This window comes from Paraburkholderia sp. 35.1 (genome assembly GCF_050436525.1).
GTDB lineage: Bacteria > Pseudomonadota > Gammaproteobacteria > Burkholderiales > Burkholderiaceae > Paraburkholderia > Paraburkholderia tuberum.
The window spans coordinates 3,160,509-3,180,366 of record NZ_JBNDMJ010000003.1 but is presented as its reverse complement, the minus strand read 5'-3'; the positions used below and the strand labels follow the sequence as shown (position 1 = coordinate 3,180,366).

The following is a 19,858-nucleotide window of genomic DNA, read 5'->3' as shown; positions in this document are numbered from 1 at the left end:
CCGCTCGTTGCGTGTCTGTGGATGGGTTGTCCGTGATGGAGCGCATGTGAGGCCCTCTCACGGTTGATTCGTCATCGCGTGTAGCGGATCGTGATCGCGAGCACCGCGCCGTCGCCCGTCAGCGTGCAAGCGAGCGCGTTCGGCCCGTCGACGCGCAGCGTGTCGCCGGTGTCGAGCCGCACGGCTTGCGCGTGGTCCGCCGCCAGTCCGACCGTGACCGCGCCGCCCGCGCAAAACAGCAGCGCCACGTCGCCGTCGAGCACGCGCGGCCCATCCTGCCGCGTGCCAGTGCGCCACACGTCCAACTCGCCCTGCGCCACGTCGCGCCGCACCATCAGGTTGAAGTCGCGCGTTGCCCCCTCGACGAGCCGCGCGTCGATGCGCGTCGCGCCATCGAAGCGCGCGATGTCGAGCGGCTGCCGCAACACATGCGTCGAGGCGACGCCCGCGTCGCCCGGCTCATCGAGCAGCATGCCCGCGCCAGCCAGCAACACCAGCGTCCGGTCGACGCCGTCGAAGCGCGAGAACGGTCCCGCCTGCGCGACATCGGCGACGCTCACGCGCCACACGAAGTCGGCGCTCGCCGCACCCTGCCCGCCGCCTGGCGACGGAAACGCCGCGACCTCACGCGTGAGCCCGCCGCCGTTTTTCCACGGCGTCGCCACGAGGTCGGCGCCGCGAATCAGCGTGACGCCTGCCATGCCGCCCGCGTGGTTGGCCATGGTCACGATCAGCGGCCCAGCATCGGCAGATTGAGACCGGCCTCGCGCGCCGTCTGCTGCGCGAGTTCATAGCCCGCATCCGCGTGACGCATCACGCCGGTGGCCGGATCGTTCAACAGCACGCGGCCGAGGCGCTGGTGCGCGGCTTGCGTGCCGTCCGCGACGATCACGACGCCCGCGTGCTGCGAGAAGCCCATGCCGACGCCGCCGCCGTGATGCAACGACACCCACGACGCACCGCCCGCCGTGTTCAGCAGCGCGTTCAGCAAGGGCCAGTCGCTGACCGCGTCCGAGCCGTCCTTCATCGATTCGGTTTCGCGGTTCGGGCTCGCGACCGAACCGGTATCGAGGTGATCGCGGCCGATCACGATCGGCGCCTTCAGCTCGCCGCTCCTGACCATTTCGTTGAACGCCTGGCCGAGACGATAGCGATCCTTCACGCCGACCCAGCAGATCCGCGCCGGCAGACCCTGGAACGCGATGCGCTCGCGCGCCATGTCGAGCCAGTTGTGCAGATGCGGATCGTCGGGGATCAGTTCCTTCACCTTCGCATCGGTCTTGTAGATGTCCTCGGGATCGCCCGACAGCGCGACCCAGCGGAACGGGCCCTTGCCTTCACAGAACAGCGGCCGGATATACGCCGGCACGAAGCCCGGGAAATCGAACGCGTTTTCCACGCCCATTTCGAGCGCCATCTGGCGAATGTTGTTGCCGTAGTCGAGCGTTGCCGCGCCGCGTTCCTGCAGCGTCAGCATCGCCTGCACCTGCCTGGCCATCGACTGCTTGGCCGGCGTGACGATGCTTTCCGGCGCGGTCTTCATGCGCTCGCGCCAGTCTCCGACCGTCCAGCCCTGCGGCAGGTAGCCGTGAATCGGATCGTGCGCGCTCGTCTGGTCGGTCACGCAGTCCGGCGTGATGCCGCGCGCGACGCACTCGGCGAACACGTCGGCGGCATTGCCGAGCAGGCCAACCGAGATCGGCTTGCCCGCGCGCTTCGCTTCGTCGAGCATCGCGAGCGCCTCGTCGAGCGTCTTCGCCTTCTTGTCGACGTAGCGCGTCTTCAGACGGAAGTCGATGCGCGACTCGTCGCATTCGACCGCGATCATCGAGAAGCCCGCCATCGTCGCCGCGAGCGGCTGCGCGCCGCCCATGCCGCCGAGACCGCCGGTCAGAATCCAGCGGCCCTTCGGGTCACCGTTGAAGTGCTGGTTCGCGACCGCGAAGAAGGTCTCGTAGGTGCCCTGGACGATGCCCTGGCTGCCGATGTAGATCCAGCTGCCCGCGGTCATCTGGCCGTACATCATCAGGCCCTTGCGGTCGAGTTCGTGAAAGTGTTCCCACGTCGCCCAGTGCGGCACGAGGTTCGAGTTCGCGAGCAGCACGCGCGGCGCGTCCGCATGGGTGCGGAACACGCCGACCGGCTTGCCCGACTGAATCAGCAGCGTTTCGTCTTCGTTCAGGTCCTTCAGCGACGCGAGGATCTGATCGAAGCAATCCCAGTTGCGCGCGGCGCGGCCAATGCCGCCGTACACGACGAGCGCGTGCGGGTGCTCGGCGACTTCGGGGTCCAGATTATTCTGGATCATCCGGTACGCGGCTTCCGCGATCCAGGTCTTGCAGGTCTTTTCCGCGCCGCGCGGTGCGCGGATCGTGCGAGTCGGATCGAGACGCGGATCGACGTGTTTCGGATTGTTCATGGTGTCCCTAATCATGCGTGAAGAGGTTCGATAAAGATTCGGCGAAGACGAAAAAGCGAATTCAGAAATGCCCAGTGAAGCGGTAACGGGTGCCCGGATGCCACAGATTCGCGATCGAGGCGACCTCGCCTTGCGACCACGTGCGCCGGTGCAGCACCAGACACGGCTCGCGTTCACTCATGTTCAACAGCTCGCGCGTGATCTCGTCGGCGGCGAGCGCCTCGATGCGGTACTCGACGCGCTGCAGCGGCGCGACGCGCACGAGGTACTGGTTGGGCGTGGTGCTCGTGAAGTCCTGCAGCGCGTATTCGGGTGCGACGGCCGGATTGACCCAGCGTTCTTCGAGCTGCACCGGCTCCTCGTTTTCGAAATGCAGCAGGCGCGAATGAAACACGGGGCTGCCCGCGCTCACCTGCATCTCTTCGGCGAGCGCCGCATCGGCGATGCTGGCGCCGATGTTCAGCACCCTCGCCTGATAGCGATGACCGCGCGCAACGATTTCATCGGAGATGCTGCGGATCGCCACCAGGGTCGACTCGTACTTGGGACGGGCGACGAAAGTACCCGAGCCTTGTACACGTGTCAGCACCTGCTCCGAGGTCAACTCGCGCAACGCGCGGTTGACCGTCATGCGTGCGACGCTGAATTCGCGCGCAAGCTCGTTTTCGGAGGGCACCTGGTCGCCTTCGGCCCACTCGCCCGCATGAATGCGCGCGAGGATGAAGTCCTTGATGCCCTGATAAGCGGGTGCGTTCATGGGTGTGATCCGCGCTCTCGACGACTCATTGTTCCGACGCGAACGAGAACGGGCTCAGCTTCGCGACCGCGCCGGCCTGCACGAGCTTCGTGACCGCCGCGATGTCCGGCGCGAAGTAGTGATCGAGCTCGTAGTGCGCGACGTCCTTGCGCACGAGGTCCATGACCTTCTGCAGGCTCGGGCTGGTCTTGTGCGGCGCGCGCAGATCGACACCCTGGGCGGCAGCGAGCAGTTCGATCGACAGGATGTTCGCGGTGTTGTCGGCGATATCGCCGAGCTTGCGCGCGGCGAACGTCGCCATCGACACGTGGTCTTCCTGGTTCGCGGACGTAGGCAGCGAATCGACCGAAGCCGGATGCGCGAGCGTCTTGTTTTCCGACGCGAGCGCGGCGGCCGTCACATGCGCGATCATGAAGCCGGAGTTCACGCCGCCATCCTTGACGAGGAACGGCGGCAGGCCCGACAGCGTCGCGTCGATCAGCAGCGCGATGCGACGTTCGGCGAGCGCGCCGATTTCCGCCACGGCGAGCGCCAGGTTGTCGGCCGCGAACGCGACCGGCTCGGCGTGGAAGTTGCCGCCCGACAGCACTTCTCCGGTGTCCGGGAAAATCAGCGGATTGTCGGAGACCGCGTTCGCTTCCATCAGCAGCGTTTCGGCGGCCTGACGCATCTGGTCCAGACACGCGCCCATCACCTGCGGCTGGCAGCGTAGGCTGTACGGGTCCTGCACCTTGTCGCAATCGGCGTGCGACACGTTGATCGCCGAACCTTGCAGCAGCGAGCGATAAGCCGCGGCCGCGTCGATCTGGCCTCGATGGCCGCGCAGTTCGTGGATGCGCGCGTCGAACGGCTTGACCGAGCCCATCGCCGCATCCACCGACAGTGCGCCGGCGACGAGCGCCGTGCGGTACAGGTCTTCGATCGCGAACATGTTGTACAGCGCGAGCGCGGTCGAAGCCTGGGTGCCGTTCAGCAGCGCGAGACCCTCCTTCGCCTGCAGCGTCAGCGGCTTCAGACCGACGAGCGCGAGGCCTTCGGTGGCCGGCATGCGCTCGCCCTTCGCGAACACTTCGCCGACGCCGAGCAGGGTCGCCGACATATGCGCGAGCGGCGCGAGGTCGCCCGATGCGCCGACCGAGCCCTTGACCGGGATCACCGGCAGCACGTCCGCGTTGAACAGCGCGATCAGCGCCTCCATCACTTCGCGGCGGATGCCCGAGTGGCCGCGACCGAGGCTCGACAGCTTCAGCGCGATCAACAGACGCACGACCGGGCGCGACATCGGCTCGCCGACGCCGACCGCGTGCGACAGCACCAGATTGCGTTGCAGCAGTTCGAGCTGATCGCGCGGAATGTGCGTGCTGGCGAGGCGGCCGAAGCCGGTATTGATGCCATAAGCCGGCTCGCCCCTGGCGGTGATGTCGGCGACGGCCTGCGCGCACGCGTCGATGGCGGCGTGGCTTGCGGGATCGAGTTGCAGGGTGACCTGCTCACGCGCGATCTGGCGCAGTTGCGGGAGGCTCAGGTAGCCGGGCTTCAGAATCATGGTTGTCGTCCTGTCTATACAAGTTCAAATAAGTCTAGCCGGCGGGCCTTGTATATACAACTTGTTTTTCGAGATTTCGTGCCTGGGGATTTCCATTATTTGGCACGTGGCTCGGCGGGAGCGCGGCGGGTTTGGCGGCAGGTCGTAGGCGGCGTGTGCTGGACGCATGGGTCGTCGTGGCCGCCGTGATGTAGCCGACAGTTGTATATACACCTTCGCGGCGCGGGTCGCCATCTGGCCAAAATTGGCGCGCTCTCGCTGGCGGGAAGCCGGACACGCCGGCTCCGCCGATATCTGGGTTATAGGACAGAAGGCTCTGCGACGCGGATCAGAGCTTGACCCGCGCCGCGATGAAATCCAGAAAGCACTGCACGCGCCCCGCGAGCGATGCGCTCTGGTAGTACACCGCATGCACCGGCTGCCGTTCATCGACGAGCAGGTTGCCGAGAATCGGCACGAGGCGGTTTTCGCGCACGTCGCCGGCGGTCATGAAGTCGGCCAGACAGGCGACGCCCCAGCCGGACAGCGCCAGTTGCCGCAAGGTTTCGCCGCTCGACGCGGTGATCGACGGTTCGATCTTCAGCAGCGCGGCTTCGTCGCGCTGCCCCTTGGCGCGCTTCGTTCCCCTGCCCCCTTCGCGCAACGGCCAGCGATTCAAATGCTCCGGCGCGGTAAAGCCGATCAGCCGATGCGCGTGCAGCGCGTCGAGCGTGGTCGGCTCGCCGTGCTCGGCCAGATACGCCGGGCTCGCGAGCACGCGCAGCCTGCTCTCGCCGAGCGCGCGCGCATGCAGCGTCGAATCCTGCAGCGCGCCGATGCGAATCGCGATGTCGACCTTCTGTTCGAGCAGATCGACGATCCGCTCGTTGCTGGTCAATTCGAGCCGGATCTGCGGATACAGCGCCGAAAACGCGGTCATATGCGGCGCCACGCAATGCAGCATGAACGGCGACGCCGCATCGACGCGCAAGCGCCCCGACGGCCGTTGCCGCCCGCGCGCGACCGACTCCTCGGCCTCTTCGAGCGCGTCGAGGATCGCGCGGGCGCGCCGCAGGAACGCGTCGCCTTCCTCGGTCAGATGCAGACGCCGCGTCGTGCGCCGCACGAGCGCGGTGTCGAGCTTCTGCTCGAGGCGCGTGAGCGCGCGGCTCACGCCGGAGACGGTCTGCCCCAGCTTCTCGGCCGCCGCGGTAATCGAGCCGCTGTCGATCACGGTGACGAACACCAGCAATTCGTCGGTGGAGGTTTTCATTGTTGATTTCAGATCAAGATTGATTTGAGACTAACACGCTTTTTGCGAGAATCCGCGCGAGCGATACTGCGTGCCTGTCGATCGGAGTTGGCGCTTTAGCGCTTACTCCGATCCCATGCAAGAGATTGCGCTCTTGGCATTTCCCTCAGGAGAACGTCTTGAAGATTTTCGTTACTGGTGCAAGCGGTTTTATCGGCGGCTCGATCGCGGCGCATCTGGCGCGCGCCGGCCATCAGGTGCGCGGGCTGATTCGCAAACCCGAACACAGCGGCGAGTTGCAGCGGCTCGGCATCGAGCCCGTGCCCGGCACGCTCGACGACCGCGCATTGCTGATCGCCGAAGCGCAAGCGGCCGACGCGGTGATCAACGCCGCGAGCAGCGATCACGAAGGCGCGGTACGCGCGCTGATCGACGGACTCGCCGGTTCGGGCAAGGTGTTCCTGCACACCAGCGGGTCGAGCATCGTCGGCGATGCGTCGGGCGGCGAAGCGGGTGAAGCACGCATCTATCACGAAGACGCGCTGCCCACCCCGACCGCCGACAAGGCCGCGCGCGTCGCGATCGATCAACTGGTGCTCGACGCCGCGCAACGCAACGTGCGCTCGGCCGTGCTGTGCAACACGCTGATTTACGGTCACGGCGCGGTGGCCGGCAGCGCGAGCGTGCAGTTGCCGCGACTCGTGCGCCAGGCGCAGAAAAGCGGCGTCGTGCGTCATGTGGGCAGCGGCGGCAACGTCTGGTCGAACGTGCATATCGACGACGTCGCCGAGCTGTATCGCCTCGCACTCGATAAAACCCCCGCCGGCACGTTCTATTTCGTCGAAAGCGGCGAAGCATCGTTCCGCGACATGAGCGCCGCGATCGCACGCGCGATGAAGCTCGGCGCGCCGCAGGACTGGCCGCTCGAAGACGCGAAACAGGAATGGGGCTACGAAATGGCCTCGTACGGTCTTGGCTCGAACAGCCGCGTGCGCGGCGAACGCGCGCGCAAACTGCTCGGCTGGCAACCGCGGCGCAGGTCGGTGATCGAATGGATCGAACGCGACATGATGGGGCCGCAAAGCACCGTTTGACGCGGCTTTGCGCGCCGCGCAACGTAAGCTATGTAAGCGCGGTCGTTGCGAATCCGTAAGCTCCTTTCGATAAAATCGCGGGCACCTGACGGTGCAATTCCACCGTCGCGCACACGCCCCGATTCGACCGATGAGCTTCGCGCTGAACTTCGACTGGCTGACTAACCTGATGGCGATTCTGTTCGTCGTCGCGTGTCTGTACGACACGCGCTACGACGAATACGGCGTGCTGACGCTCGCGGCCGCGGCGATGAGCCTCATCGTGATGGCGATGGAAATGTTCCTCAGACCCGCCTTCGAGATGGCGCTGTAGCGAGCTGATGCAGCGCTCGTGCAGCACAGAGGCGCCGCGCCAGCTAGCGCGGCGCGCGCCCCTCGCCCCCTTCGTCGGCCCGCTTCACCACTTCACCGCTTCACACCGTGTACGATCCGCACGCCGGGCAAGCCGCGCGCGCGTGGTCGTCGTAGCGGTCGTGATGCCTGACCCAGTCGGTCAGACCACTGTTCTCGTTGCGGCCTTTCGGTGCGATGTCCAGAAGCGCGTAGGTGTTCACGAAGCGCTCGTCGCCGCGTGCGTAGCATGAGTACGTGTGATACACGTCGCCGTTTGCGTCCTTGTAGAACACGCTGTGGCCGTGCTGTTCGTCGATGCCGACGTCCTGCTCGGTGAAGTTGTAGAACGCCTTTTTACTCGCCAGCTGCTCCGGCGTGAACGACACGTGGTAGTCGAAATTGAAATCGCTGCCGCTCGACGACACCCACGGAAAGGTCCACCCCATGCGCCGTTTGAACGCGTCGATCTTCTCGAGCGGCGCGTGCGATACCGTCACATAGCTGACGTCGTGATGGACCAGATGCGTGAGAATGCCGCTCATATGGTCCGACAGAAACGAGCAGCCGACGCACCCCTCTTCCCAGTCCGGGCCCAGCATGAAGTGATAAACGATCAGTTGGCTGCGGCCGTCGAACAGCTCCGCGAGCGTCTTGCGGCCTTCCGGCGTATCGAACGTATAAACCTTGTCGACCTTGACCCACGGCAATTCGCGGCGCTTGCGCGCGAGTTCGTCGCCGGCGCGCATATGCGCTTTTTCGTCGGCGAGCAGCGCGCGGCTCGCGGCAAGCCACTCTTCCTGGCTGCCGATGCGATGTTGCGGTTCCATCTGCGTCTCCTTTCCTGCGGATGCAGGGCTTGACCTCAAGCTTAAGGTTTAGAGACGCTGACGCGAAAGTCAAGGAGCCGCAACGAAACTCAGATCGCCCAGCCGCCGACATAAAACCCGACCAGCACGACTGCGATCGCCACGGTCCCGACATTGAGCTTGCGATACTCGCCGCTGACCACGCGTCCGATCACGAGCGTCGCGAAGCCGAGCATGATGCCGGTCACGATGTTCGCGGTCAGCACGATGAACACCGCGCACACGAGCCCCGCCATCGCGTCGACCATGTCGTCCATATGCAGCTTGCTGACGTTCGACAGCATCAGCAGCCCCACGTACATCAGCGCGGGCGCGGTCGCATACGAAGGCACCAGAGCGGCGAGCGGCGAGAAGAACATTACGACGAGAAACAGCAGACCGACGACCGCCGCCGCCATCCCCGTCTTCGCGCCCGCCGCGACGCCGACCGTCGACTCGATATACGCGGCCGCCGGCGCGCCGCCGAGCAGGCCCGAGAAGATCGAGCTCAGCGAATCGGCGGTCAGCGCGCGGCCGCCGTTGATGATGCGGCCGTTTTCGTCGAGCTGCCCCGCCTGGCCCGCGACCGCGCGGATCGTGCCGGTCGCGTCGAACACGGCGGTCATCACGAGCGCGAGCACGCTCGGCAGCACCGCCATCGACAGCGCGCCCTTCACGTCCATCGCGCCGATCAGCGACGCATGCCCCGGCGCGCTCAACGACGGCACCGCGAAGATGCCGTGAAACGCTACGGCCGGATCGATCGCGAGCCCGATCGCCGAGATCGCGACGATCACGATCAGGATCGAGCCCGGCACGCGCCGCCGCACGAGCCCGACGATCGCGGCGAGTCCGGCGACCGACATCAGCGCCGGCAACGCCGCAATATTGCCGAGCGACACCGGCAGCCCCGCGCCCGGATTCTTGACCACGAGCCCGACGTCGTTCGCGGCGATCAGCAGCAGGAACAGGCCGATGCCGATCCCGGTGCCGCGCGCGATGCCGACAGGCAGGTTGCGCAAAATCCACGAGCGCACGCCGGTCACCGAAATCGTCGTGAACACGACGCCCATCAGGAACACCGCGCCGAGCGCAACGGTTGGATGCAGGCCCTTGCCGAGCACGAGGCCGAACGCGGTGAACGCGGTCAGCGAGATCGCGCAGCCGATCGCGATCGGCAGACGCGCCCACACGCCCATCAGCAGCGAGCCGAACGCCGTGGTCAGACACACTGCGACGAACACCGCGCTGGTATCGAAGCCTGCCTTGCCGAACATGCCGGGCACGACGAACACGGAGTAGACCATCGCGAGGAAGGTCGTGATGCCCGCGACGATCTCCTGGCGCTGCGTGCTGCCGCGCGCGGAAATGTCGAAGTAGCGGTCGAGAAAGCCCTTACCGCGGAATGATTCGGTGTCGAAGGATTCGCTCGCGACGTCGGCATTCGCGAGGGCCTGGGGTTCCATCATGATGAGTGCCTCCTTTATCAGCGCGCTGAAACGGCCGCTAAAGCGGCCGTCATCAGGTTCGTCTCGTGGATTGGTTGGTGTGGGTAACGCTTTTCTGAGTCGAAATGTAGGTGAAGCGAACTATGTGTCCAATCGCATGAATGGCATGCCGGACATGTCGCGCGACTTATATCTTTTGCGCGACGGTCGCTCGCGCGAGCGCTGCGCGCGTATACACCTACGGCATACGGGCAGCCGCCAAACGCGCCGAACCCACCCCGGCGATCGCGTTCCAGCCACGCGGCGTGCAGCGCTATACCGCCAGCGCATCGGCGAAACCGCCTGCAACGCAACCGGCGAAAGGCTGCCCGCGCGGCAGCGCAGGTTAAACTCTGGGCCGTACCCCATCCAACCGCGGCGGCTCATCGCGCCCGTCCGCACCTGCCCGTGGAGTTTTTCCTGATGACTGGCGGTTTTCCGCGCCCCGCCGGGCGCCTGCCGATTGTCCCGTTTGGACCGCTTGGATCGCTTCGCCCGCTCGATTCGCCTGATTCGCCTGATTCGCCTGATTCGCTCGATGTGCTTCGACTGTTCCGCAGGCTGTGCACCGTGGCCGCGCTGTTCGCGTTCGCCGCGCTGTCCGGCTGCAGCAGCCTGTTGTGGGGTACGCAGCAGGCGCCGATCGTCGATGCGACGGTGATGCCGGTCGAGCCGGCAAGCGCGCCGGTCGCCGCGTCCGCGCCCGAGCCGGTCGAGAGCGAGGCGAACGAGGGGCCCGAGGAGCCGAAGAAACCGAAGAAGCCGGTCGTGAAGCCGCACAAGGTCGAACCGCCGCCGCCCGTTGTCGTGCCGGCTCCGCCGCCTCCCCCGCCGCCGCCGCCGCTGATCGTGCTGCGCACGATCGAGCGCAGCGACGCGCGCGCGCTGCTCGACAGCCAGGTGCAGAAGCCCGACGGCAAGGTGGTCGGCCGCGCGGTCGACATGATCGCCGACGCAGCCGGCAAGCCGCGCGAGATGGTCGTCAATCTGCAGGGCTTCCTCGGCGTCGGCGACCGCAAGGTGAACTTCCCGTGGGGCGCGTTCCACTTCACGCCGACCGCGAAGGGGCCGCCGATCACGCTGAACCCGACGGCCGTGCCGAGCACCGCGAACAAATCGAACCCGCTGGAACTGCCGCTGCTCGATGCGACCGTCGAGCGCGCGAACGGCGCCAAGGTGGGCCGTGTGGTCGACGTGCTGATCGACGGCAACGCGCAGCCGCAGGCGATCGTCCTCGACGTCGGCGGCCTGGTCAGCCCCGACCGGCGCACGATCGCCGCGAACTGGTCGGCGCTGCGCTTCGTCACGCGCGACAAGGAACTGCATCCGCAGATCGATCTGAGCGACGCGCAGATCAATGCGACGCCGCCCTACGCGAGCGACAAGCCGATTCGCGCGGTGTCGCCGGCGCCGCCCGCGCAGCCTGCCGCCAGCGCCGCGCCGGCGGTCCCGGCGCCGCCGGCCGCGTCGTCGGCCGTCGCGGTTTCCAACGCACGGGCGGTCCGATGACGGTCCGTACTATGGTCACGGCGCGAAGTCTGCGCGCGCTCGATTGGCTCAACTTCTTCGTCGCCAACGTGCAGACGGGCTTCGGGCCGTTCATCGCGTCCTACCTCGCATCGCACAAGTGGACCCAGGGCGAGATCGGCATGGTGCTGTCGGTCGGCACGATCAGCGCGATGGTCAGCCAGGTGCCCGGCGGCGCCGCGGTCGACGCGTTGCGCAACAAGAAAGCGGCGGCCGCGTGGGCGATCGGCGCGATCATCCTCAGCGCGATGCTGCTCGCGATCAGCCCGACCGTGCTGCCGGTGATCGCCGCCGAGGTGTTCCACGGCTTCGCGAGCTGCATGCTGACGCCGGCGCTCGCGGCGATCTCGTTCGCGCTGGTGGGTCGCGCGAATCTCGGCGACCGGCTCGGCCGCAATGCGCGCTGGGCATCGATCGGCAGCGCGGTCGCGGCCGGTCTGATGGGACTGTTCGGCGAGTACTACTCGCCGCGCGCGGTGTTCGTCCTGACCGCGGGCCTCGCGGTTCCCGCGCTGATCGCGCTCGCGATGATCCAGCGCACCGACACGATCGAGCTGCCGCAAGCGGCGCCCACCCCCGAGCAGCTCGAGCGGCGCGAAAGCCTGCGCGAGCTGCTGCGCGACAAGCGCATGCTGCTGTTCGCCGCCTGCATCGTGCTGTTCCATCTGTCGAACGCGGCGATGCTGAACCTGGCCGCCGGCGAAGTGACGGCCGGCATGGGAGACAACGTGCAGCTCGTGATTGCGGCATGCATCATCGTGCCGCAGGCGATCGTCGCGATGATGTCGCCGTGGGTCGGGCGCTCGGCCGAACGCTGGGGCCGCCGGCCGATTCTGCTGCTCGGCTTCTCCGCGTTGCCGATCCGCGCGCTGCTGTTCGCGGGCATCAGCAGCCCCTATCTGCTCGTGCCGGTGCAGATGCTCGACGGCTTGAGCGCCGCGGTGTTCGGGGTGATGCTGCCGCTGATCGCCGCCGACGTCGCCGGCGACAAGGGCCGCTACAACCTGTGTATCGGCCTGTTCGGGCTCGCGGCCGGCATCGGCGCGACGTTGAGCACGACGGCGGCGGGCTTCGTCGCCGATCGTTTCAGCAACACGGTGAGCTTCTTCTGCCTCGCGGCGGCCGGTGCGCTCGCGGTGCTGCTGGTGTGGGCGGCGATGCCCGAGACGCGCGACGCGGCGACGGCCAGCAACGGCGACGGCGCGGCTGTGCCCGGTCGTGGATAGTCGGCGGCGAGGTGAGTCGCGCGAGCTGTATGAGCCGGGGCGTGATCTGATGGTCGCAGTCGGATCACGTCGCAACCGGCTTGATCACTGCGGAAGTCAGGTGAGTCAGTCGGCGAGAAACACCTCTTCGCCTCGACCCAATGGCACGACGACAGGTCGCTGCACGACGGTCTCGATATCGATGTGCCGCCCCTCGCGCGACGAGCGTTCGAAGGCATCCAGCACCTCCAGCACGTGTAACGCCAGTTCGCCGCTCGCGCGATGCGGCCGACCTCGACGCAACGCGATGGCCATGTCCAGCACGCCCACAGCGCGGTAATTGGCCACCCGCGCACCACTCCTCAACGTGAAGTTGTCGACGCCAAAAGCATGGACCTGTGTGTCGAGCGGCTTGAAGCCGCTATCACGTTCAGCCACGCGAGGACTCCCGCCAAAGAAATTGGGATCGACGCCCAACAGGCTACCTTCCGTGCCATAGATCTCGATAGGCGCACGCTGATGGGCCCACACGTCCCAGGAGGCGCTCATCACCACGTTGGCCCCACCCGCAAAATGCAGGATACCGTTGACCGTGGTGGGCACCTCGACCTCGATGACCTGCCCCCTCAGCGGCTCACTGGAGATGATGCGCTGGGGAAAACCGATGGTGGCGCAAGCAGACACGCGTGCCACCGGCCCAAGCAGGTTGACCAACTGCGTCACGTAATACGGGCCCATGTCGTGAATCGGGCCGCCGCCAGGCTTGAAAAAAAAACTCAGGATTGGGATGCCAGGACTCCATGCCGCGGGACAACACGGCCACGGCCCCGCCAATGGCACGCCCAATGCGGCCCGCATCGAGCGCCGCGCGGCACGCCTGATGGGCCGCGCCGAAGAAGGTGTCCGGTGCGCAGCCCACGCGTAGTCCCGAAGCCTCGGCTCGCGCCAGCATCGCGCGTGCGGACGCGAACTCGGTGCCCAGGGGCTTTTCGAGGTAGACGTGCTTGCCCGCCTCCAGAATCTGCAGGCTTACCGGCACATGCGCGTGCGGCACCGTAAGGTTGATGACGATTTCGATGTCGAGGTCGGCCAGCAGCGCATCCACCGTCATCGCGGCAACACCGTGCTGCGCGGCCTTGGCCCGGGCGGCCTCCGGACGCAAGTCGGCGCAGGCCTTGATGCGGACGAATTCCGAATTCGCCGCGCCGGTGAAATAGGCATCGCTGATGTTGCCGCAACCGATGATGCCGACGAAGACAGGTTTCATGGATCAGGCTCCGAGCTGGTGCAGATAGGCAAAGGCATTGCGGGCGAAGCGTTCGCCGTCGCTGGGATTGTCGTGCTCGGCGGCGAGAAAACGCGCCCCCGCTTCGCGGCAGGCGGCGGCCAGCGTGGGCCAATCCATGACGCCGTGACCGACGTCGGCCCAGCCGTCCTCGTCCAGTTTTTCACCCGCGGGCGCGAGGTCTTTCGCATGGGCCGAGACCACGCGGCCCGTATAACGACGAAGCCATGGCAGAGGATCGGCGCCGCCGCGCACGAGCCAGGCTACATCCACTTGCCAGCCGAGCGGGCTTGCCCCGGCGGACTCGAACAGCAGTTCCAGCGCCGTTGCGCCGTTCTCCTTGGCGCTGAGTTCCCAATCATGGTTGTGGTAAGCGAGGGCGATGCCCTGAGCGGCTAGCCGATGGGCGAGGCTGCCCAACTCGTTGCCGAGCGCCCGCCAGTATGCGGCGTCACTGTCGCGCTCGGCGGGCGGCACCGCGGGCATGACCAACTGGGTGATACCGAGGGTCTCGCACGCCGCGCTCACTTCGTGCAAACGCTCACGCAGCATGGCCATGCCGAGGTGGCTGGAGGAGGCGCTAAGGTCGCGCGCCTGAAGCTTGCTCCGGGTGTCGGCCGCATTTTCGAGCAAGGACCCGATCAGCTCCACCTGGCGAAATCCGGCTTGAGCGGCAATGTCGAACTGCCGGTCGAGTTCGCCCGCATTACGCAGGCTGTAAATCTGGATGGAAATGGGCAAGGCTTGATTCATGGTCGTCAATCCGAAGAGTCAAGGTGGATGCGGCACGGATGGCCTACGGAGCTGGGCGCGAGTGGTTGGCGCCGTCGCTGTGGCGGTTTTTGCTCAGTCGAGCCAGCCGAAGACCCATCAGCAAATAGCAGGTGCGGGCGAATGGCTGGAGATGGGCCGGCTACCACCCGATGCGCTCGGCTGTTGTCGACCCTCAGGAGTCAGTCAGGCGCGGCCTGCGAGCGTCTCATTCCAGGGCTACTTGAGATTTCCGGCAACGCGGCAAGCTGTCATAGGTCGATGCCTGCAAGTAACAACACATGGCATAATGCGCCGCATTCACCTTCACCAGACCAATATCGAATCGTCGGCCTTATGCTGAGCTGCTTCTGCCGGAAATTGGGCTCCTATCTGGGATTGCTGGCAATCCTGATGGCAACGCTCGCGCCGACGGTTTCGCACGCACTGGCTGACCGCAACGAGGCTGGGCTTCCTTCAGCCTCGCTCTGCTCCGCACATTCGACTCCAGGCAATCCGCCGGGCAACGAGGACACCTCGCACTCGCTGGCTGCTCACTGGCATGCTTGCGGCTACTGCAACCTGATTGCGCACACGCCCGTACTGCCGAGCGTCCAGCCTGAATTTGCGGTCACGGTCTGGGCCATCCAGCATCGCGTTGCGACGCGGTTCGAGAGCATCCGTCGCGTCGAACCGCTGGCATCCGCCCAGCCGCGCGCGCCCCCCGTTTCATCCTGAATTGAGCCTTGGTGGCGATGCCGTGCACGAACGCATCGCCAGGCGTCGTCGTGTCTCTTCACAGACTCGCGGCGGCGCGATGACGACCTCAATCAATGGATGAAACATGAATAACAATACCTTGCGCCATGGGAAACCCTTCTTCGCCACGGCAACGATCTCGTTCGCCGCAACTGCGCTCCTGCTCGCCTCATCGCCAGCCGCTGCCCATGCCATCGCGGGCGACCGCGTCTTTCCGTCAACGTTGGCTGTCGATGATCCAGGTGTCGGCGATGAAGCTAACTTCGAATACGGGCATCAGCGTGTTCCTGGAGACAACGGCGATCAAAGCATCAATACGTTCAGCTTCGAGTACGACAAGCTGATCACGTCAAGGCTTGCCCTGTCCGTCGACGGCGCTTACGTGATGCAGAACAATCCGACTGCGCGCGGGTTCGATAACTTTGGAGTCGGCCTGAAGTATCTGCTGTATGTGAACGCCCCGCACGAATTCATGACTTCAGTCGGGGTGCATGCGGAATTGGGTGGAACCGGCAGCCACGCGATTGCGGACAGCTTTTCGACCATCTCGCCGACGATCTACGTGGGCAAGGGTATGGGCGATCTGCCCGACTCATTGGCCTATCTCCGACCCGTTGCGATTACCGCCGAAGCTGGGCCTTCGTTGACCACCGGGGCCGGTCAGCCCAATTCTTTCGACTACGGTTTCACGGTCCAGTACAGCCTGCCCTATCTGCAGCAGCAGGTGCATGATTTCGGCTTGCCGCAGCCGCTCTCGAACATTGTTCCCATCGTCGAGTTTCCGCTATCGAGAAGTCAGGGCCAAACCACTGGCACAATCAATCCAGGGTTCATCTGGATCAACCGCTATGGCCAGTTCGGTGTCGAAGCCCAGATACCAATCAACAGCGCGAGCGGTTCGCATGTGGGCATCCTGGTACAGGCCCATCTTTTCTTCGACGATATTGCGCCGAAAACGCTCGGCAAGCCGCTGTTCTAACGTGTAAGGAGTCCTCTCATGAAACTGCACACGACTGCACGCGCGGCCATCGCCGCGCTGATGATCGCCGGCTGCAATCTCGCGCAGGCGCACGCCTACCCGACTCAGGAGGCGCCGGGGGCCGGTGCGACCGTCACGACCTCGCAGAAGGACGTGGCGATCGATTTCGACGATGGTCTGGAGCCCGCCTTCAGCTCGATCGCCGTCACCGACTCGCGAGGCAAGTCCGTGACGAGCGGCAAAGCTGCGGTTGACCCGTCGAACAGGAAGCACATGTCGGTAGGGCTAAATCCCCTCGTGCCCGGCGCCTATACCGTCTCGTGGGTCGCCGTTGCCGACGACGGCCATCGCACCCAGGGGCATTACACGTTCACGGTGAAGTAACGGTGGATCCGCTCGTCGTCGCCCAGATTGCACTGGCCGCGATGCAGGACATTCTGTTTGCCGTCGCTACCGGCGCTCTTGCATGCGGGGTCCTGGGCGCGCGTAGCGGATTGCCTGGGCAAGACACGACGCGAGTCTGGCGGACCGTCGCGTCAGTCGCACTCGCTCTCACCGCGCTGGCGTACCTCTGGCTTCAGGCCGCAATCATGAGCGGTTCGCCGCTCGGTGAAGCTGGTTCGGCTATCGCCCCAGTACTGACGCAGTCCCACTTCGGTAAGGCATGGTCGATCGGCGTTGCCGGCGCGCTGCTCGCGGCGTTGAGTGGCCTCAAGAAAGAGCGCGGCTCAGCGCTCTTTGCTGCGGGGTTCGTCCTGTGGGTCGCGGGCAAGGCAGCCGCGAGCCATGCGGCCGACTCCGGCGACTTCTCGTGGCGTGAGGCGATCCACGTCGTCCACCTTTCCGCGACTGCGCTTTGGGCCGGCAGTGTCATCGTCGCCGCGATCCTGCTGCGCCGGCTCGAACGCGAACCAGGCCGTCCGCCCGGCCAGAGGGCTGCGTTCTGCTCGGCGCTGTCTCATCTGGCGACGACTGCGCTCGTGTTTGTTCTCGTCACCGGTTTCTACAACGCCGTTCAGGACACGGCGCAGGCCAGCGCGCCGCTGTTGCGCACACACTGGGGCCGGTTGCTCGCCGCAAAGCTTGCATGTGTGGTCCTGGCGACATTGCTCGGCGGCTGGAACCGGATGGCGATTCTGCCCGATCTGCTCGTGCTTGCCGAGCGGAACGATCCGGACTACCCTGCCGCGCAACGCCGCTTCGACGGCGTTGTCTCTGTCGAAGCGCTCGTCATGCTAGCCGTACTTGCGCTGGCTGCGGTGCTGGGCCATACGTCGCCGACGGGCGGATAGCGGAGCGACCATATAGACATGCGACCGATATGACGATCGAGCGGCGCCCCGGTGCCGCGACGTACGTCCCGCCAACCCATCACATTTTCCTTAACGTAGAACAGGAGGTTATGCCATGCACCACCCCTTCTTCCGCCTGGCTATCGCGCTGCCGCTCGCGGCTGCTTCGCTAACCGCTTTCGCCGCTTCGTCGGGCGCCATGATGGTGTCCGACTGCTGGATCCGCTCGATGCCGGGCGACGTGCCGTCCGGCGGCTACTTCAAGCTGATGAACATGGGAGACAAGCCCGTCGATCTCGAAGGTGTTAGCACCGATGCGTTCGGGATGTCCATGCTGCATCAGACGCAGACTACCGGGAGCACGTCGAAGATGGTCATGGTCGACAAGGTGACCGTCCCGGCCAACGGGACACTCGCGTTCGCGCCGGGGGGGTATCACGTGATGTTCGAGAAGGAAAAGAAGCCGCTGACGGTCGGTTCGACGGTTCCCGTCACGTTCAAATTCAGTGACGGGGAGAGTATCGTCGGGCAATGCGCGGTGAAGAGCGCAACCGGCCAGTAATGACGCTTGCAGCCCGCGCGAAATCGATCGCGAGACTTGAGAACGCGGGCTGCAACGATTCGGGCAAGCGGCGGACGTTTGTATCTGGTCAATGATGCTCGATGCGCTCGGCGGCACGCGAGCCCGAGCCGACTTTCGGACTCGCGACACCGCAACGGCCGCTTCGGAGGCGCAACCTGTCGTCTGTTGTATGGCGATGCCCCGAAGCACCCGGCGGATCGTCTAAACTGCAGAATCGACGAACAGGCCATTCCCGCTCGGCTACCCCGCCATGGCGCACATCTTCTTCGCTGCTTCGATTCAACGGCATATCGCAACGCCCGAGCGCGAGATCGACGCGCGCACGCTCGGCGAAGCACTGAAGGCCGTCTTCGCCGCGCAACCTCGACTGCGCGGCTACATCCTTGACGATCAGGGCTCACTGCGAAGACATCTCGCCGTGTTTGTCGACGGCCGGCCGGTGCGCGACCGACAACATCTGTCCGATGCGCTCGGCGAGGAAAGCCGGGTTTACGTCATACAGGCGTTGTCGGGCGGATAAGAAGGTTCCACTCTTACTCGAGCTTTGCATGGGACCAGAGTAAGCGCTAAAGCGCCAACTCTGGTCGACAGGAGACACTCCACATGAGCGATCGATTGCTTGTTGCAACCCGCAAGGGATTGTTCGTTCTGCAAGCCGACGGCGAGGGCGGCTGGACGCTCGGTGAGCCGTATTTCGTCGGCGAGCCGGTGAGCATGGTGCTGCCTGATCCGCGCGACGGTTCGCTGTATGCCGCGCTCAATCTAGGCCACTTCGGCGTGAAGCTGCATCGCCGGCGCGCGGGCGTAGAGGATTGGGAAGAGTGCGCGGTCCCCGTCTACCCGCCGCAGCCTGCCGACGAGACGCATGCCGGTGACGGCGCGGACACGAGCGCGGACAATCCGAGCGCGGCCGTGCCCAGCCCGCCGGCTCCTCCCTGGACGCTCCAGCAAATCTGGTCGCTCGAAACCGGCGGCCCGGACGAGCCGGGCGTCCTGTGGGCCGGCACGATTCCCGGCGGGCTCTTCCGTTCCGACGACGGCGGCGACACATGGCTGCTCAACCGGGCGCTGTGGGATCGCCCGGAGCGCCGCGAATGGTTCGGAGGCGGCTACGACGCGCCGGGCATCCATTCCGTGATGGTCGATCCGCGCGACAGCCGGCACGTGACGATCGGCGTGTCGTGTGGCGGCGTCTGGCAAACCGCCGACGGCGGCGCGACCTGGCGCGTTAGTGCCGAAGGCATGGAGGCCGACTACATGCCGCCGGAGCGGCGCGGCGATGCCAACGTGCAAGACCCGCACCGCGTCGTGCAATGCGCCGCAAATCCAGATGCGCTGTGGACGCAGCATCACTGCGCGATCTTCCGCTCGACCGACGGCGCGGCGCACTGGCAGCGGATCGAAGCGCAGCCTTCGAGCTTCGGCTTCGCGGTTGCCGTGCATCCGCGCGAGCCGGACACCGCGTGGTTTGTGCCCGCCGTGAAAGACCAGTGCCGGATCCCGGTGGACGGCCAGTTCGTCGTCACGCGCACACGCGACGGCGGCCGCACGTTCGAGCGTTTCTCGAACGGGTTGCCGCCTGCACCGGCGTATGACCTCGTGTATCGGCACGGGCTCGCTGTAGATGACTCCGGCACGCGCCTCGCAATGGCGTCGACCACCGGCGCGCTATGGACGTCCGACGACGGCGGCGAAAGCTGGCATTTGATTTCAGCGCATTTGCCGCCTGCTTATTGTGTTCGGTTTGGATGAGGGCGCGGGGCGGA

21 protein-coding genes are annotated in these 19,858 nt (G+C 65.7%); 11 read left to right on the top strand and 10 right to left on the bottom strand.

The features are described from left to right. Nucleotides 1-71: 71 nt before the first annotated feature. From OKW27_RS34870 to OKW27_RS34850, 5 genes are all read right to left on the bottom strand, one after another. The gene (locus tag OKW27_RS34870; RefSeq protein WP_429336109.1) at nucleotides 72-722 is read right to left on the bottom strand and encodes a HutD/Ves family protein; all 651 of its coding nucleotides are present in this window, start codon (nucleotides 720-722) and stop codon (nucleotides 72-74) included. Between the two features lie 8 nt (nucleotides 723-730). After that, on the bottom strand, nucleotides 731-2,419 hold the full coding sequence (hutU, locus tag OKW27_RS34865) for a urocanate hydratase (protein WP_429336108.1): 1,689 nt from the start codon (nucleotides 2,417-2,419) through the stop codon (nucleotides 731-733). Nucleotides 2,420-2,480: 61 nt separating this feature from the next. Further along, nucleotides 2,481-3,176 (bottom strand): histidine utilization repressor, encoded by a 696-nt coding sequence (gene hutC / locus OKW27_RS34860; protein ID WP_429336107.1) that lies wholly within the window; start codon nucleotides 3,174-3,176, stop codon nucleotides 2,481-2,483. A 25-nt stretch (nucleotides 3,177-3,201) separates the two neighbouring features. Beyond that, a complete protein-coding gene (gene hutH / locus OKW27_RS34855; protein ID WP_184062092.1) occupies nucleotides 3,202-4,722 on the bottom strand; it encodes a histidine ammonia-lyase in 1,521 nt (506 codons plus the stop codon). Between the two features lie 328 nt (nucleotides 4,723-5,050). Beyond that, on the bottom strand, nucleotides 5,051-5,974 hold the full coding sequence (locus OKW27_RS34850) for a LysR substrate-binding domain-containing protein (protein ID WP_429336106.1): 924 nt from the start codon (nucleotides 5,972-5,974) through the stop codon (nucleotides 5,051-5,053). A 158-nt stretch (nucleotides 5,975-6,132) separates the two neighbouring features. Between OKW27_RS34850 and OKW27_RS34845 the strand changes: the two genes are divergently transcribed. Further along, a complete protein-coding gene (locus tag OKW27_RS34845; protein WP_090803952.1) occupies nucleotides 6,133-7,047 on the top strand; it encodes an NAD-dependent epimerase/dehydratase family protein in 915 nt (304 codons plus the stop codon). Between the two features lie 130 nt (nucleotides 7,048-7,177). Next, on the top strand, nucleotides 7,178-7,360 hold the full coding sequence (locus tag OKW27_RS34840; protein WP_018418561.1) for a hypothetical protein: 183 nt from the start codon (nucleotides 7,178-7,180) through the stop codon (nucleotides 7,358-7,360). A gap of 100 nt (nucleotides 7,361-7,460) precedes the next feature. Here OKW27_RS34840 and OKW27_RS34835 read toward each other — a convergent pair whose 3' ends face one another. Next, nucleotides 7,461-8,207, bottom strand: coding sequence for a DUF899 domain-containing protein (locus OKW27_RS34835; protein WP_090803951.1), 747 nt, complete (start codon nucleotides 8,205-8,207; stop codon nucleotides 7,461-7,463). Nucleotides 8,208-8,296: 89 nt separating this feature from the next. Further along, complete coding sequence (locus OKW27_RS34830; protein WP_429336623.1) at nucleotides 8,297-9,691, bottom strand: NCS2 family permease; 1,395 nt, start codon at nucleotides 9,689-9,691, stop codon at nucleotides 8,297-8,299. Between the two features lie 444 nt (nucleotides 9,692-10,135). On the opposite strand from OKW27_RS34830, the gene OKW27_RS34825 reads away from it, so the two are divergent. Beyond that, complete coding sequence (locus OKW27_RS34825) at nucleotides 10,136-11,221, top strand: PRC-barrel domain-containing protein (RefSeq protein WP_429336105.1); 1,086 nt, start codon at nucleotides 10,136-10,138, stop codon at nucleotides 11,219-11,221. Next, nucleotides 11,218-12,465 carry an MFS transporter gene (locus tag OKW27_RS34820; protein ID WP_090803946.1) on the top strand — a complete coding sequence of 416 codons (1,248 nt, stop codon included), beginning with the start codon at nucleotides 11,218-11,220 and terminating at the stop codon, nucleotides 12,463-12,465. The genes OKW27_RS34825 and OKW27_RS34820 overlap by 4 nt, the downstream gene beginning before the upstream one ends. A 105-nt stretch (nucleotides 12,466-12,570) precedes the next feature. Here the strand turns inward: OKW27_RS34820 and OKW27_RS34815 are convergent, their stop codons facing one another. The 3 genes from OKW27_RS34815 to OKW27_RS34805 are packed head-to-tail and all read right to left on the bottom strand — an operon-like array spanning nucleotide 12,571 to nucleotide 14,482. After that, nucleotides 12,571-13,182 carry a Gfo/Idh/MocA family protein gene (locus OKW27_RS34815; protein ID WP_429336104.1) on the bottom strand — a complete coding sequence of 204 codons (612 nt, stop codon included), beginning with the start codon at nucleotides 13,180-13,182 and terminating at the stop codon, nucleotides 12,571-12,573. Further along, nucleotides 13,079-13,711, bottom strand: coding sequence for a Gfo/Idh/MocA family protein (locus OKW27_RS34810; RefSeq protein WP_429336103.1), 633 nt, complete (start codon nucleotides 13,709-13,711; stop codon nucleotides 13,079-13,081). Before OKW27_RS34810 ends, OKW27_RS34815 begins: the two co-directional genes overlap by 104 nt. Nucleotides 13,712-13,714: 3 nt before the next feature. Next, on the bottom strand, nucleotides 13,715-14,482 hold the full coding sequence (locus tag OKW27_RS34805) for a sugar phosphate isomerase/epimerase family protein (protein ID WP_429336102.1): 768 nt from the start codon (nucleotides 14,480-14,482) through the stop codon (nucleotides 13,715-13,717). A 354-nt stretch (nucleotides 14,483-14,836) separates the two neighbouring features. Between OKW27_RS34805 and OKW27_RS34800 the strand changes: the two genes are divergently transcribed. The 7 genes from OKW27_RS34800 to OKW27_RS34770 all read left to right on the top strand — a co-directional run bounded on the left by OKW27_RS34800 (nucleotide 14,837) and on the right by OKW27_RS34770 (nucleotide 19,844). After that, a complete protein-coding gene (locus OKW27_RS34800) occupies nucleotides 14,837-15,217 on the top strand; it encodes a DUF2946 domain-containing protein (RefSeq protein WP_090803944.1) in 381 nt (126 codons plus the stop codon). A 106-nt stretch (nucleotides 15,218-15,323) separates the two neighbouring features. Then, complete coding sequence (locus OKW27_RS34795; protein ID WP_090803942.1) at nucleotides 15,324-16,217, top strand: hypothetical protein; 894 nt, start codon at nucleotides 15,324-15,326, stop codon at nucleotides 16,215-16,217. 18 nt (nucleotides 16,218-16,235) lie between these two features. Then, nucleotides 16,236-16,601, top strand: a complete 366-nt coding sequence (locus tag OKW27_RS34790) for a copper resistance CopC family protein (RefSeq protein ID WP_090803941.1) — start codon at nucleotides 16,236-16,238, stop codon at nucleotides 16,599-16,601. Between the two features lie 2 nt (nucleotides 16,602-16,603). Beyond that, on the top strand, nucleotides 16,604-17,509 hold the full coding sequence (locus OKW27_RS34785; RefSeq protein ID WP_429336101.1) for a CopD family protein: 906 nt from the start codon (nucleotides 16,604-16,606) through the stop codon (nucleotides 17,507-17,509). 115 nt (nucleotides 17,510-17,624) lie between these two features. Further along, entirely contained in the window at nucleotides 17,625-18,071 is a 447-nt protein-coding gene (locus tag OKW27_RS34780; protein WP_244145121.1) for a copper chaperone PCu(A)C, read from the top strand. A gap of 271 nt (nucleotides 18,072-18,342) precedes the next feature. Continuing rightward, complete coding sequence (locus OKW27_RS34775) at nucleotides 18,343-18,612, top strand: MoaD/ThiS family protein (RefSeq protein ID WP_090803938.1); 270 nt, start codon at nucleotides 18,343-18,345, stop codon at nucleotides 18,610-18,612. 83 nt (nucleotides 18,613-18,695) lie between these two features. After that, nucleotides 18,696-19,844: a WD40/YVTN/BNR-like repeat-containing protein gene (locus OKW27_RS34770; protein WP_429336100.1), complete on the top strand. Its 1,149-nt coding sequence runs from the start codon at nucleotides 18,696-18,698 to the stop codon at nucleotides 19,842-19,844. Nucleotides 19,845-19,858: the final 14 nt, after the last annotated feature.

What these genes read in the sequence shown, in the direction of transcription:
- OKW27_RS34870 (WP_429336109.1), bottom strand. Translation starts at nt 722, where the DNA reads ATGGCCAACCACGCGGGCGGCATGGCAGGCGTCACGCTGATTCGCGGC.
- hutU (WP_429336108.1), bottom strand. Translation starts at nt 2,419, where the DNA reads ATGAACAATCCGAAACACGTCGATCCGCGTCTCGATCCGACTCGCACG.
- hutC (WP_429336107.1), bottom strand. Translation starts at nt 3,176, where the DNA reads ATGAACGCACCCGCTTATCAGGGCATCAAGGACTTCATCCTCGCGCGC.
- hutH (WP_184062092.1), bottom strand. Translation starts at nt 4,722, where the DNA reads ATGATTCTGAAGCCCGGCTACCTGAGCCTCCCGCAACTGCGCCAGATC.
- OKW27_RS34850 (WP_429336106.1), bottom strand. Translation starts at nt 5,974, where the DNA reads ATGAAAACCTCCACCGACGAATTGCTGGTGTTCGTCACCGTGATCGAC.
- OKW27_RS34840 (WP_018418561.1), top strand. Translation starts at nt 7,178, where the DNA reads ATGAGCTTCGCGCTGAACTTCGACTGGCTGACTAACCTGATGGCGATT.
- OKW27_RS34835 (WP_090803951.1), bottom strand. Translation starts at nt 8,207, where the DNA reads ATGGAACCGCAACATCGCATCGGCAGCCAGGAAGAGTGGCTTGCCGCG.
- OKW27_RS34830 (WP_429336623.1), bottom strand. Translation starts at nt 9,691, where the DNA reads ATGGAACCCCAGGCCCTCGCGAATGCCGACGTCGCGAGCGAATCCTTC.
- OKW27_RS34825 (WP_429336105.1), top strand. Translation starts at nt 10,136, where the DNA reads ATGACTGGCGGTTTTCCGCGCCCCGCCGGGCGCCTGCCGATTGTCCCG.
- OKW27_RS34820 (WP_090803946.1), top strand. Translation starts at nt 11,218, where the DNA reads ATGACGGTCCGTACTATGGTCACGGCGCGAAGTCTGCGCGCGCTCGAT.
- OKW27_RS34815 (WP_429336104.1), bottom strand. Translation starts at nt 13,182, where the DNA reads ATGGGCCCGTATTACGTGACGCAGTTGGTCAACCTGCTTGGGCCGGTG.
- OKW27_RS34810 (WP_429336103.1), bottom strand. Translation starts at nt 13,711, where the DNA reads ATGAAACCTGTCTTCGTCGGCATCATCGGTTGCGGCAACATCAGCGAT.
- OKW27_RS34805 (WP_429336102.1), bottom strand. Translation starts at nt 14,482, where the DNA reads ATGAATCAAGCCTTGCCCATTTCCATCCAGATTTACAGCCTGCGTAAT.
- OKW27_RS34800 (WP_090803944.1), top strand. Translation starts at nt 14,837, where the DNA reads ATGCTGAGCTGCTTCTGCCGGAAATTGGGCTCCTATCTGGGATTGCTG.
- OKW27_RS34795 (WP_090803942.1), top strand. Translation starts at nt 15,324, where the DNA reads ATGAATAACAATACCTTGCGCCATGGGAAACCCTTCTTCGCCACGGCA.
- OKW27_RS34790 (WP_090803941.1), top strand. Translation starts at nt 16,236, where the DNA reads ATGAAACTGCACACGACTGCACGCGCGGCCATCGCCGCGCTGATGATC.
- OKW27_RS34780 (WP_244145121.1), top strand. Translation starts at nt 17,625, where the DNA reads ATGCACCACCCCTTCTTCCGCCTGGCTATCGCGCTGCCGCTCGCGGCT.
- OKW27_RS34775 (WP_090803938.1), top strand. Translation starts at nt 18,343, where the DNA reads ATGGCGCACATCTTCTTCGCTGCTTCGATTCAACGGCATATCGCAACG.
- OKW27_RS34770 (WP_429336100.1), top strand. Translation starts at nt 18,696, where the DNA reads ATGAGCGATCGATTGCTTGTTGCAACCCGCAAGGGATTGTTCGTTCTG.